Genomic DNA, 13,044 nt, shown 5'->3' with positions numbered 1-13,044 from the left:
AGGATGGCGCCGTGAATGACGTACGTGGTCAGGTCAGCGCCGTACGGCGGCGAGGCGTCGTGGACGCACTGCGGCGGGGAGCCGTGCCCGAGCAGGGGCTCGATCTGCTCGCGACCGGCCTCGACCGGTTCGCTCCCGCCTTGGACGAGGAGCTGGCAACCATCGCGGGCGGCGGCTCCGTCTTCAAAGCGGTACGCGGCGAGTACGGCTCCGGCAAGACGTTCTTCACCCGGTGGCTCGCCGAGCGGGGCAAGGCCCGCGGATTCGCCGTCAGCGAGATCCAGGTGTCGGAGAACGAGACGCCACTGCACAGACTCGAAACCGTCTACCGGCGGCTCATCGAGCGGCTCACCACCTCGGCCTTCCCGCCCAGCGCGCTGCAGCAGGTCGTCGACGGCTGGTTCTACGCGCTGGAGGAGGACGCCCTCGCCGACGGTGTCGCCGAGGACGCGCTCGCCGACGCCGTGGACCATTTGATGTCGGCACGACTCGCCGAGGTCTCCCGGCACGCACCGGCCTTCGCCGCCGCGCTACGCGGTTACCGTCAGGCGCTCGAAGCCGGGGACGAGACGGCGGCAGCCGCCGTCCTCGCCTGGCTAGGCGGGCAGCCACATGTGTCCGCGGCGGCTCGCAAGGCCGCCGGGGTGCGCGGTGACCTCGACCACTTCGGGGCCCTCGGGTTCCTCCAGGGACTCCTCACCGTCCTGCGCGACACCGGTCACGCCGGCCTCGTCGTCGTACTCGACGAGGTGGAGACGCTGCAGAGGGTCCGCTCCGACGCCCGCGACAAGGCTCTCAACGCGCTGCGCCAGCTCATCGACGAGGTGCACTCCGGCCGGTTCCCCGGCCTCTACCTGGTGATCACCGGTACCCCGGCCTTCTACGACGGTCCACAGGGCGTACAGCGGCTCGCCCCCCTCGCACAACGGCTCGCCACCGACTTCACGACCGACCCGCGCTTCGACAACCCGCGTGCCGTGCAGATCCGCCTGCCGGGCTTCACCGGGGAGCGCCTCGTCCAGCTCGGACTGAAGGCACGTGACCTGTACGCCGCCGGAGCGGGCGATCCGGGGCGGATCCGGGCGGTGGCCGACGAGGCGTACATCGACGACCTCGCCAAGGCCGTCGGCGGGCACCTGGGCGGGAAGGTCGGCGTCGCCCCGCGGATCTTCTTGAAGAAGCTCGTCGGGGACGTCCTCGACCGGATTGACCAGTTCGAGGAGTTCGACCCGCGGGTCCACTATCAACTGACCGTTTCCGGGAACGAGTTGACCGCTGTGGAACGCAACGCGGCGACCGCGGACGACATCGGTCTCGAGCTGTGATGGCGCCGGACCAGGCGGACCGCCCGAACCCGGCGGACCGTCTACACCCCGTACTCCTGCACCACATCGTCAACAGCCTTGGCTGGCCCGACCTGCGCCCCCTGCAGAAGGCCGCCATCGACCCGCTGATGGACGGCGAGGACGCCGTGCTGCTCGCCCCCACCGCGGGAGGCAAGACCGAGGCGGCCTCCTTCCCGCTGCTCGCCGCCATGGAGGCCGGCGACTGGCAGGGCACCTCGGTGCTGTACCTCGCCCCCCTCAAGGCCCTCCTCAACAACCTCGAACCGCGCCTTGCGACCTACGCGGGATGGCTCGGCCGGACGGCGGGGCTGTGGCACGGCGACACCAGGGAATCCGCCCGCAAGCGGATGCGGGTAGAAAGCCCTGACATCCTCCTGACCACCCCCGAATCCCTCGAAGCGCAGCTCATCAGCGAGAAGACCGACCACAAGCACATGCTCGGCGGGGTGCGGGCTGTGGTCGTCGACGAGGTGCACGCCTTCGCCTCGGACGACCGTGGCTGGCACCTGCTCGCCGTGCTCGAACGCCTCGAACGCCTCGCAGGCCGGCGCATCCAGCGCATCGGCCTGTCCGCCACCGTCGGTAACCCCGAGGACCTGCTGCACTGGCTGCAAGGGGCACGACCGCACGAGCGCGCCGGCCGCGTCGTCGCACCCGGTGTACAGCTCACAGCTCCCGAGGGAAGCCCCCCACCGCCTGGCGACATCGAACTCGACTACGTGGGCTCCCTCGATAATGCAGCCAAGCTCATCTCCCTCCTCCACGGCGGCGAAAAGCGTCTCGTCTTCTGCGACTCCCGCGCTCAGGTCGAGGAGCTCGGCGAGAAGCTCCGCATCCGCGGCGTGACGACGTACCTCTCTCACTCCTCCCTCTCCCTCGACGAGCGGCGCCGCTCCGAAGAGGCTTTCGCCGAGGCCCGCGATTGCGTGATCGTCTCCACCTCGACCCTCGAACTCGGGATCGATGTCGGCGACTTGGATCGCGTCATCCAGATCGGCGCCCCTGACACTGTCGCCGCCTTCCTGCAGCGCCTGGGCCGCACAGGACGGCGCGACGGAACCGTACGCAACGCGCTCTTCCTCGCCACCGAGGAGCCCGCCCTCCTCAAAGCCGCGGCACTACTCCTGCTGTGGGGCCGCCACTGGGTCGAGCCCGTCGTCCCGCCGCCGCAGCCGCGTCACCTTGTAGCCCAGCAGATTCTCGCGGCCGCCCTGCAGCAGCACACGCTCGGCGATCGAACCTGGTGCGAGGAGTGGAACGGTCTCGCACCTTTCGACAAGAGCGCGACACCGATCATGAAGTACCTGATCGGCGAAGGCTTCCTCGAAAGTGACGACGGGTTGCTCTTCATCGGCCCTCATGCCGAGAAGCACTTCGGCCGCCGCCACTTCATGGCCCTCACCGCGGCCTTCACCGCCCCGCCCCAGTTCACCGTCTACTTCGGCCGCAAGGATCTCGGCACCATCGACCCCCAACTCCTCCTCGAACAGCGTGAAGGTCCACGCCTGTTGCTCCTAGGTGGACACAGCTGGCAAGTCGGGCATATCGACTTCGGCCGCAGGCGCACCTTCGTCGAACCCGCCGACGGCGGTGGCCGCGCCCGCTGGGATAGCTACGGGCTCAGCGGCCTATCCTTCCAGCTCACCCGCGCCATGCGTGACGTACTCCTCGGAGCGGACCCGCCCGTCCGCCTCACCCGGCGTGCACAAGCACGCCTCGCCGAACTCCGCGAGAACCGAGCCTCGCACGTCACCACGCGTGGGACGCTCCTACGCCGCGAGGGCCACAAGCTCGAGTGGTGGACCTGGGCCGGCTTCCGCGCCAACGCCACCCTCATCGCATCTCTCGGGGCCCTCGCCGACCCCGTACAACAACCCGACGACGCGCGGATCCGTCTCAATGCGGCAACGACACCGCAGAGTTGGCAGGCAGCCCGCACCGACCTCGCCGACCACCTGGTCCTGCCTGAGGTCAACCCCCGTGCCGTACAGGGCTTGAAGTTCTCGGCCGCCCTCCCCGAGCGCCTCGCCGCACGCACTGTCGCCGCTCGCCTGGCGGACTTCGACGGCGCCCGGTCCGTCCTTGACGAGGCCGTGCGCTGGGAGACACGACAATAACTGCCGAAGCCCTTGAGGGGAGTCCCCCCACGGGAGCCTCCGACCCTGGGATCAACAAGAGCGTGCCCTACAGAACTTGTGTGCCACAATCACCCGGTGTTACTGACCTATGTCGACGAGTCGTACGACCGCCAGCGTTACTGGATGGTGGCTCTGGTCATCACCGAGCATCATGTGCGTCCGCTGCAGCGTGCTCTCGACGCGGTGGTCCGCAAGGCGGCGGAGTCATACCCAGTCGATGAGTCCGCCGAACTCCACGGACACGCGCTGCTGCAGGCCAGGGAGGACTGGGCAGCCATGCGCACCAAGGAAGGTGACATGGTGCGCGCCCGGATCGGTGTCTACGGTGATGCACTCAAGGCGATCGGTGCGCATGACGTGCAGATCATCATCAGGGGTCTGAACCTGGAGCGGTACCCGTCTCGGGCGGAACTGCCCGTGCCGCCCCACCAGCGAGTCCTGAAGGATCTCCTGAGCCGCGTCAACGATCAGGCGCGCGCCTACGGGCAGTGGACGCTGATCATCGCCGACGAGATTGACGGGGCAACCGAGCACCAGCAGCACTTCCGCCTCTACCAGCGCGACGGCATCGATGGGATAGGGGGCAACCGCCTCCCGGAGATCGTCGACACAATCCACTTCGCCCCGTCCCGCGCGAGCCGCCTGCTCCAGGCCGCGGACCTCGTCGCCTACCTGTACCGCAGGCTTGCCTCCGGCCAGGACTCCAGCCCGCGGGCGCGGCAGACGAGTGAGCGACTGTGGTCATACGTGGCCGGTCGGGTGGTGCACGAAGAGTGTGAGCAGCATGAGTCGAGGGGATGACCAGTAGGACTCGTGATGCACAAAGGCCCCGCATACGCGGGGCCTGAGGCGAACCGGGCGTCGTTACTTGAAGACGTCCCTGCTGCGCAGGCTAGCACGGTCCACGGTCCGGCGGCAGTGTGCGTCTCCTCGGCTCTCGGGGTGCGCGGATCGGGACATATCACGGCGCCCAACGCTACGCAGACCAGGGACGGGAAGGCAGACGAGGCAAGCGCTACGCCGGCTCATTCTCAGCACCCGGCAACCCATCCACGCCCCAGCACAGTCCCAGCACGGTACGGATGACCAGGGATGACGACAGGTGACAAGGGGTCAGCTATCCCAGCACCATCCCAGCACGGGAAAAGCTAAGGGCCCGACCCTGAAGAGTCGGACCCTCTCCGACCTGCATGTTTGCCAGATTAGCGACGTGGTGATAAGTCAGCCGCTACACGTTGAGGAACTCCACCACGTCACCGGCCCGGCGTCTCTTGCAGACGCCCCCGGCATGGTCACCACGAGTGAATCTCCACAGGTCACGGCGGATGCGCCACGACCAGCTCTTGGCTGCGGCTACTACCCCGAACCCGCGGCCACAACCCCTACGTCTTAAGCCGCACCACCGACCGGATCACCAGCCCGTCCCCACCCACCAGCGACTTTCCCCATTCCCATGTTCCGGGTCCCCCGCCGGGGGCTGACACCTGGGTTGCGCATCATTTCGCAGCCGAACGACATACCCCTGACACCCGGGACCAGCGGGCACGCCCCGTACACAATCGCCCGGGAACTCCCAGGAAACCGCAGGTACAGCCGGGAACCCCAGCCAGATACACCAAGGCCCTGACCAGGTCGTTTCCCCTGGTCAGGGCCCCAATGGCAGACGAGTCGGGCTGTACGCCGGGTTCAGTGCGACACGGTCGCCGTCACCACCAACGCCCCGCCCCCCACGACCGGCGCGGCCGACAAGCAGGTCGACGCGCCTTCCGCCGGCCAGAGGTCAAGTAGCGGTGACCGGCAGCACATCCGGCGACAGCACCGCTGCTCGCGCTGTGGCGCTCGTCATCCGTCGGCGGTGATGACGCCGGCAGAGCACCTCGTACCCGACCTCCGCCGCCGACTGAGCCACGTCACCCACGACGACCTGCTCCCCCTCGACGACCATCTCTCCACCCACGGTGCGTGCATTGTGCGTGGCCCGAGCACCGCACCAGCACATCGCCTCAACCTGCAAAGTCTCCAGCCGATCGGCGAGTTCGATCAGACGCTGCGAGCCGGGGAAGAGCCTCGTCCGGAAGTCAGTGGTGATGCCGAACGCGAAGACGTCCAGCTCCAAGTCGTCTACGATCCGGGCCAGTTGGTCGATCTGCTCGGACAGCAGGAACTGGGCCTCGTCCACGATCACATAGTCGACCCGGCCACCCCGAGACAGCTGCTCCACCACATAGCCGTACAGATCCAGCTCCGGCCCGGCCTCCACCGCGTCGGTCACCAGCCCCAGACGCGACGACAGCTTGCCCACACCCGCACGGTCATCACGCGTGAAGATCAGCCCCTGCAGGCCACGCGCCGTTCGATTATGTTCGATTTGTAGCGCCAAAGTCCTTTTGCCTGACTCCACCGTCTGCCGAGAACCCGTGATACCGGCCTCGGCAGGCTGTGCCAGAGGGAGAGGCTGACTGACGGCGTTCGGACCGTGCCCGAGGCGTAACAGCAGCCTGTGACTGCTACGAGAGCGAGGTAGTCTGCCGCCGGGCCCGTGGAACGGACACGAGGGTGCTCTCCGGGCCGAGCTCGGTACCAGAACGTACAACATGACCCTTCAAGTCGCCGTCACCGGCCAGCAGCGGCCGGTGACTCTGCGGATCGCCCCGGAGCCGGGCCGCCAGTTCGCTTCGGAGCGGGCCTCGATGCGGAATGAGTACGCCTGCCTGCCCTATGAGCAGACCTCCCGCCTCTCATGCCCCGCCTTATCGCCGTTGACCTCACCCGCGAGGTCAACGGCCGCGACTACATGGTGCAGTCGCTCTTCGAAGGGGTTGCCGGAGCAGGACGAGGAAGCAAGCACTGCACCAGCAACCGGCACGGGGGCATGCACACGTCCCGGGCCTCGGCACCGGGCGCACGAGTCCGTGGTACCCAGGGTGTGTTGGGGCGGCCAGATCGCCGAACTGCCGACTCAGCCGCCGCTCTTGCGCCGGAACGACCGCTGGCTCGCAGCCGGGCCGTGAGTCCCACGGACCTTCGACGCATCGACGTCCGCAGCAAGGTCAGCGGCGTCCGCCTGCAGACCGCGCTTACGCGCCAGGGCCTCCCGGAACTTGCGTTTCAGGTCGTCGTGGCCGTCGCTGTCGGGCACCGGAGCGGACATCTCGGGGTCAGCTGGCTCCGAACCTTCGTTGGATGCAGACTCTGCGGTCACGGTGACCTCCTGGGTTCGGCCATTGGGAAGGACAGCTTGTCATGCCGGGCGCAGTGCGGGGGCGCCGGCAACATCATCTTGGCTCCGGCTTCGGCGGGTATCCCCTCGCGGCACCGGGCACACCACGAGGCGTTCATCCCGTAGGTGTACGCACAGGAGGGCTTCGGGCCGGGCTGGAGGTTCTCCATCCCGTGGTCGGGACTATTTCGGCTGTCAGGGCAGCGGCTCTCAGCCGCCGCGACGCACCAGGGCCGCCTTGCGGGCCTCTGCGAGCTTGCGGGCCTCGCCGACCCTTCGGGATTTGCCGCCGGCGCCGCGGGAGGCGTCCTTGCTGGTGCCCAGGCCGCGGAACTGAGCGTTGGTGTTTTTGGGCCGGGGCGCGGCGGGCCCGCCGTCGAGCGGGGTGCCGGAGGGGGCCTTGGCCCCGGTGATCCGGCTCAGCTCCGCCTCGCCCGAGCGCACCTTGGTGACGGTCGGCTCGATGCCGGCCCCGGCCATCAGCCGGCTCATCTCGCGGCGCTGGCCCGACAGCACCAGCGTGACGACGCTGCCGGACTCACCCGCCCGGGCGGTGCGGCCCGCGCGGTGCAGATAGGCCTTGGGGTCGGTGGGCGGGTCAACGTTGACCACGAGATCGATGTCGTCGACGTGCAGGCCACGGGCCGCGACATTGGTCGCCACCAGGACGGTGATCTGGCCGTTCTTGAACTGCGCCAGGGCCCGTGTGCGCTGCGGCTGGGACTTGCCGCTGTGCAGGGCCGCAGCGTGCACTCCGCTGGCCCGCAGATGCCGGGTGAGCTGGTCGACGGCGTGCTTGGTGTCCAGGAACAGCAGTACGCGGCCGTCCCGGGCGGCGATCTCCGTGGTGACGGCGTGCCGGTCAGGGCCGTGGACGACCAGCACATGGTGGTCCATCGTCGTGGCCGCGCCGGCGGACGGGTCGACCGCGTGGACGACGGGGTCGTGGAGATAGCGGCGGACCAGCTGGTCGACGTCGCGGTCCAGGGTGGCCGAGAACAGCATCCGCTGACCGTCGGGATGCACCTGGTCGAGGGCCTCGGTGACTTGCGGCAGGAGACCCAGGTCGCACATCTGGTCGGCCTCGTCGAGGACGGTGATCCGTACCCGTCCCAGGCGGCAGGCCCTGCGCTCGATGAGGTCGTGCAGACGGCCGGGGGTGGCGACGACGACCTCGGCTCCGTCGCCCAGCGCGGCCGCCTGCCGGCCGATCGACATTCCGCCGACGACAGTGGCCATCCGCAGCCGCAGTGCCTCGGCGTACGGCGCAAGCGCCTCGGTGACCTGCTGAGCCAGCTCCCGGGTAGGCACCAGGATCAGAGCCAGAGGCTGCTTCGGTTCCGCGTGCCACCCGCCCGTCCGTGCGCGAGCCCTTCCCGATCCAAGCAGCCACGCTGCCCAACGCCCTCGCGGGACGCGACGTTTTGGGGCGCGGGCGCACCGGATTCTTAACATGTACATGCCGCGGCAGCGCGAAGAAGCTGGCCGTCGAGATCCCGCACCGTGCGAGGAACTGTCCAACCTGCTCACCGTCGCCACCACCTCGCCACCCGCCGTGTGGGCATTGTGCGTGGCACGCACCCCACACCAGCACATCGCCGCCCACCTGGAGCGCCTCTATCCGGTCCGGCAGCTCGATCAGCCGCTGCGAGCCCGGGAAGAGCCTGGCTCAGTACAGATCCGTCTCCGGCGATGCCTCAACAGCATCCGTCACCAGACCAAGCCGCGAAGACAGCCTCCTCTCCCCGGCCCGGTCATCACGCGTAAAGATCGCACCCTGCCACTCCCAGGAACCCCGGCGGACCTCCCATACCTCGGACGATGGCTGCTTGCACCGGATGTCCGTACGCTTCCGTCTCCACCGGCAATGGATCACCCCGTCCCGCTCTCCGGGTACCGTCAGGGTATGAGTCATCCGCACCCCGAGCTGAAAGCCGCCCCTCCCCTGCCTGAAGGGGGGCTGCGGGTCATCGCCCTGGGCGGCCTGGGTGAGATCGGCCGCAACATGACCGTCTTCGAGCACGCCGGCAAGCTGCTCATCGTCGACTGCGGCGTGCTGTTCCCCGAGGAGACCCAGCCCGGGGTGGACGTGATCCTGCCGGACTTCACCTCGATCCGGGACCGGCTGGACGACATCGTGGCCGTGGTCCTCACCCACGGCCACGAGGACCACATCGGCGGCGTGCCGTACCTGCTGCGCGAGCGGTCCGACATTCCCGTCGTCGGCTCCAAGCTGACGCTGGCGTTCCTGGAGGCCAAGCTCAAGGAACACGGCATCCGGCCGCGCACGGTGCGGGTGCGGGAGGGCGACCGGCGTGGCTTCGGGCCCTTCGACTGCGAGTTCGTGGCGGTCAACCACTCCATCCCGGACAGCCTCGCGGTCGCGATCCGCACCCGGGCCGGGATGGTGCTGCACACCGGTGACTTCAAGATGGACCAGTTCCCCCTCGACGACCGCATCACCGATCTGCGTGCTTTCGCCCGCCTCGGTGAGGAGGGCGTGGACCTGTTCCTCACCGACTCCACCAACGCCGAAGTACCCGGCTTCACCACCTCCGAGCGAGAGCTGAACCCGGCGATCGAGCAGGTGATGCGCACCGCGCCGCGCCGGGTCATCGTCTCCAGCTTCGCCAGCCACGTGCACCGCATCCAGCAGGTCCTGGACGCCGCCCACCAGCACGGCCGCAAGGTCGCCTTCGTCGGCCGGTCGATGGTCCGCAACATGGGCATCGCCCGTGACCTGGGCTATCTGAAGGTCCCCTCCGGTCTGGTCGTGAGCACGAAGGAACTGGAGAAGCTCCCGGACCACAAGATCACTCTGGTGTGCACCGGCTCCCAGGGCGAGCCGATGGCCGCGCTGTCACGGATGGCCAACCGCGACCACGTGATCCGCATCGGCAAGGGCGACACCGTCCTGCTCGCCAGCTCCCTCATCCCCGGCAACGAGAACGCCATCTACCGGGTGATCAACGGACTCACCCGGTGGGGCGCCCACGTCGTCCACAAGGGCAACGCCAAGGTGCACGTCTCCGGGCACGCCAGCGCCGGCGAACTCGTCTACTGCTACAACATCGTCCAACCCCGCAACGTCATGCCCGTGCACGGCGAATGGCGCCACCTGCGGGCCAACGCCGACCTCGCCATCCGCACCGGCGTCGACCCCGACCGGGTCGTCATCGCCGAGGACGGCGTCGTCGTCGACCTCGTCGACGGGCGCGCCTCCATCACCGGCAAGGTCCCCGCCGGCAACGTCTACGTGGACGGCATGGAAGTCGGCGGCGCCACCGAAGCCTCCCTCAAGGACCGCCTCACCCTCGCCGCCGAAGGCGTGGTCACGGTGGTGGCGATCGTCGACGCCGACACCGGCGCCCTCGCCGAGGCCCCCGACTTCCTGGCCCGCGGCTTCGTCCACGACGACACCACCTTCGAGCCGGTCATCCCCGTCATCGAGAAGACCCTGGCCGCCGCAGCCGAGGAAGGCGTCGGGGACGCGCGCCAACTCGAACAACTCCTCGCCCGCGCCGTGGCGAACTGGGCGTTCCGCACCCACCGCCGCAAGCCCCTCATCATCCCCGTCATCATCGACGCCTGAGCCACAGCCAGGCGGCAGGCCGAACTCACCGGTTGGCAGCCACCGCAGAGAAAGGCGCATGGATGAGCGCGCGTTTCGAAGAGATCGACTGGCACCCGGCCCCGCTGGGGGAGATCAGCCTGCGGCGCCGTCGGTATCCGGGATCGGGCACCGATGTGTACGAGGTGAAACCCGGCGACGATTACCTGATGTCCAGCCTCTTCACGGCCGGAGAGATCGCGCTCGCGCAACTGGGGCTGGCACGGCTGACCGGTGCCGAGTTGGACGTCGCGGTGGGCGGCCTCGGACTCGGCTACACCGCCCGGGCCACTGGATCTTCCGGACAATACGACAGCCCATCCGACCCACCAACATCGTAGGACCACCCTCCAGGACTCCGCGTCCTCGCCGATCACCTCCAACCCGAGGGCGTCTTCGCCCTGTGGTCCAACGACCCACCAGACGAGCGATTCACCTCCGCGCTCAAGGACCTCTTCGCCTTGCCCGAGGCCCACGTCGTCGACTTCGGCACCCGCTCCATGACGGCACCGCGACCAACACCGTCTACGTGGCGCGGAAGAAGTAGCTGTGTACTCCCTCGCGGGCGCTCAGGGAAGACCCCGCAGCCGACGAGCATGCCTGCCGCTCACGACGTCCCGGTGGGCTCCACAGCTCCTGGCCGGCTCCCGCCCGCGGTCCACGAGAACGCCACCGTGCTACGGCTGCTGCGCCCGCCCGGCGTCCCGCATACCGCACGCTTCCTGCTCCAGCTGAACCCACACGGCAGCGACAGGACGCGAGCCGGATCGACCAGATGGCTACTCAGGGGCGAAGGATCACGGTGGGCAGGTGGCGCCGCTGGGCGTCATGGCATACGAACGCACTTCGGCACAGCGTTCGCCTCGGCACCACCGCATCGGGCGTGAAGGAGTGGGCCTTGACTTGGAACTGTGCCGCACGTTCGGCATCCCGGTCGCTGCTTCTGCGCTTCAACCGCGTCACCGCCTTGAGCGCTGGGGCCGAGTGGCCTCATGCTGCTCAACGACACCAGATGACTCGAATCGTGCCCCCGGCCTGGCACCGCAACAGGGGACGCCGAGGAGGAACCCCGCCGTCAAGCTGATGTGACCGGCAGGACGTCGGGCGACAACGCGCCCGCTTGGGACGAAGCACTGGTCATCCGGCGAAGGTGGTGGCGGCGGCACAGGACCTCGTAACCGATCTCCTCTACGGGGCCGTTGACATCTCCCACGACCACCTGGGCACCCTCGACCACCATCTCCCCGCCCACCGTACGGGCGTTGTGCGTGGCCCTGGCGCCGCACCAGCACAGGGCCTCCACCTGGAGGGCCTCGATCCGGTCGGCCAGCTCGATCAGCCGCTGCGAGCCAGGAAAGAGCTTGGTGCGGAAGTCGGTGGTGATACCGAAGGCGAAGACATCGAACCCGAGGTCATCGACGACCCGCGCCAGCTGGTCGATCTGGTCAGGTGCCAGGAATTGCGCCTCGTCGACGATCACGTAGTCGACCTTGCCGCCCTTGGACAACCGATCGACCAGATACCCGTACACGTCCATGCCCTCTTTGGCCTCGACCGCCTCCGTGACCAGACCCAGCCGCGAGGACAGCTTCCCCTCCCCCGCCCGGTCGTCCCTCGTGAAGATCACACCCTGAAGCCCCCGGGCCGAGCGGTTGTGCGCAATCTGTAGCGCCAAAGTTGACTTCCCGCAGTCCATAGTCCCTGAAAAGAACACCAACTCAGACATCAGAGACCCGGAACCCTTCGAGTCGAACAAAGAAGACGACAAACATCGCCAATACGGGCAAATGCATCATCGGGTGACACCGCACCGCCCACGACACGGCCACCCGATGGCGAATACCCAAGCAAGTCAGTTGACTTCCCACAGTCCATAGTCCCTGAAAAGAACACCAACTCAGACATCAGAGACCCGGAACCCTTCGAGTCGAACAAAGAAGACGACAAACATCGCCAATACGGGCAAATACACCATCGGGTGACACCGCACCACCCACGACACGGCCACCCGATGGCAAATACCCAAGCAAGTCAGTTGACTTCCCACAGTCCATAGTCCCTGAAAAGAACACCAACTCAGACATCAGAGACTCGGAACCTTTCGAGCCGAACGAAGACGATAAACATCGCCAATACGGGCAAACGCATCGTCAGACGACACAACACCGCCCACGACACGACCGCCCGATGGCGAATACCCAAGCAAGTCAGTTGACTTCCCACAGTCCATAGTCCCTGAAAAGAACACCAACTCAGACATCAGAGACCCGGAACCCTTCGAGTCGAACAAAGAAGACGACAAACATCGCCAATACGGGCAAATGCATCATCGGGTGACACCGCACTGCCCACGACACGGCCGCCCGATGGCGAATACCCAAGCAAGTCAGTTGACTTCCCACAGTCCATAGTCCCCGAAAAGAACACCAACTCAGACATCAGAGACTCGCGACCTTTCGGGAGCGAAGAAGGCGAACATCACCAACACGGACAAACGCATCATCGAGTGACACCACACCGCCCGCGACACGGCCGCCCGATGGCGAATACCCAAGCAAGTCAGTTGACTTCCCGCAGTCCATAGTCCCCGAAAAGAACACCAACTCAGACATCAGAGACCCGGAACCCTTCGAGTCGAACAAAGAAGACGACAAACATCGCCAATACGGGCAAATGCATCATCGGGTGACACCGCACCACCCACGACACGGCCGCCCGATGGCAAATACC

General features: G+C 67.3%; 8 protein-coding genes and 2 pseudogenes. 5 read left to right on the top strand and 5 right to left on the bottom strand.

Translation table 11 applies throughout. From position 1 onward, the window contains the following. Positions 1-11 precede the first annotated feature (11 nt). From brxD to BIV25_RS16880, 3 genes are all read left to right on the top strand, one after another. Entirely contained in the window at positions 12-1,325 is a 1,314-nt protein-coding gene (gene brxD / locus BIV25_RS16890; RefSeq protein ID WP_071373155.1) for a BREX system ATP-binding protein BrxD, read from the top strand. Beyond that, positions 1,325-3,463 carry a DEAD/DEAH box helicase gene (locus BIV25_RS16885; RefSeq protein ID WP_071373154.1) on the top strand — a complete coding sequence of 713 codons (2,139 nt, stop codon included), beginning with the start codon at positions 1,325-1,327 and terminating at the stop codon, positions 3,461-3,463. The genes brxD and BIV25_RS16885 overlap by 1 nt, the downstream gene beginning before the upstream one ends. A 96-nt stretch (positions 3,464-3,559) precedes the next feature. Then, complete coding sequence (locus tag BIV25_RS16880; protein WP_071373153.1) at positions 3,560-4,285, top strand: DUF3800 domain-containing protein; 726 nt, start codon at positions 3,560-3,562, stop codon at positions 4,283-4,285. 979 nt (positions 4,286-5,264) lie between these two features. Here BIV25_RS16880 and BIV25_RS16875 read toward each other — a convergent pair. From BIV25_RS16875 to BIV25_RS52805, 4 genes and pseudogenes are all read right to left on the bottom strand, one after another. Continuing rightward, on the bottom strand, positions 5,265-5,906 hold the full coding sequence (locus tag BIV25_RS16875; protein ID WP_071373178.1) for a thymidine kinase: 642 nt from the start codon (positions 5,904-5,906) through the stop codon (positions 5,265-5,267). 537 nt (positions 5,907-6,443) lie between these two features. Further along, the gene (locus tag BIV25_RS16870; RefSeq protein WP_071373152.1) at positions 6,444-6,686 is read right to left on the bottom strand and encodes a DUF5302 domain-containing protein; all 243 of its coding nucleotides are present in this window, start codon (positions 6,684-6,686) and stop codon (positions 6,444-6,446) included. A 228-nt stretch (positions 6,687-6,914) separates the two neighbouring features. Further along, positions 6,915-8,066: pseudogene (locus BIV25_RS16865) on the bottom strand (DEAD/DEAH box helicase); the annotation flags it as partial. Between the two features lie 174 nt (positions 8,067-8,240). Beyond that, positions 8,241-8,484 (bottom strand): annotated as a pseudogene (locus tag BIV25_RS52805) (thymidine kinase); the annotation flags it as partial. A gap of 126 nt (positions 8,485-8,610) precedes the next feature. Here BIV25_RS52805 and BIV25_RS16860 point away from each other — a divergent pair. After that, entirely contained in the window at positions 8,611-10,296 is a 1,686-nt protein-coding gene (locus tag BIV25_RS16860) for a ribonuclease J (RefSeq protein ID WP_071373151.1), read from the top strand. A gap of 62 nt (positions 10,297-10,358) precedes the next feature. After that, positions 10,359-10,655, top strand: coding sequence for a hypothetical protein (locus BIV25_RS54370; RefSeq protein ID WP_371273031.1), 297 nt, complete (start codon positions 10,359-10,361; stop codon positions 10,653-10,655). Between the two features lie 734 nt (positions 10,656-11,389). Here BIV25_RS54370 and BIV25_RS16850 read toward each other — a convergent pair. Next, a complete protein-coding gene (locus BIV25_RS16850) occupies positions 11,390-12,040 on the bottom strand; it encodes a thymidine kinase (protein ID WP_071373150.1) in 651 nt (216 codons plus the stop codon). Positions 12,041-13,044 lie beyond the last annotated feature (1,004 nt).

The sequence above is a fragment of the Streptomyces sp. MUSC 14 genome (genome assembly GCF_001866675.1).
Classification (GTDB): domain Bacteria; phylum Actinomycetota; class Actinomycetes; order Streptomycetales; family Streptomycetaceae; genus Streptomyces.
This window is presented reverse-complemented; position numbering and strand designations above follow the sequence as displayed.

Excerpts from the sequence above, each read along its gene's own strand:
- BIV25_RS16885 (WP_071373154.1), top strand. The coding sequence starts at position 1,325 with ATGGCGCCGGACCAGGCGGACCGCCCGAACCCGGCGGACCGTCTACAC.
- BIV25_RS54370 (WP_371273031.1), top strand. The coding sequence starts at position 10,359 with ATGAGCGCGCGTTTCGAAGAGATCGACTGGCACCCGGCCCCGCTGGGG.
- BIV25_RS16860 (WP_071373151.1), top strand. The coding sequence starts at position 8,611 with ATGAGTCATCCGCACCCCGAGCTGAAAGCCGCCCCTCCCCTGCCTGAA.
- BIV25_RS16850 (WP_071373150.1), bottom strand. The coding sequence starts at position 12,040 with ATGTCTGAGTTGGTGTTCTTTTCAGGGACTATGGACTGCGGGAAGTCA.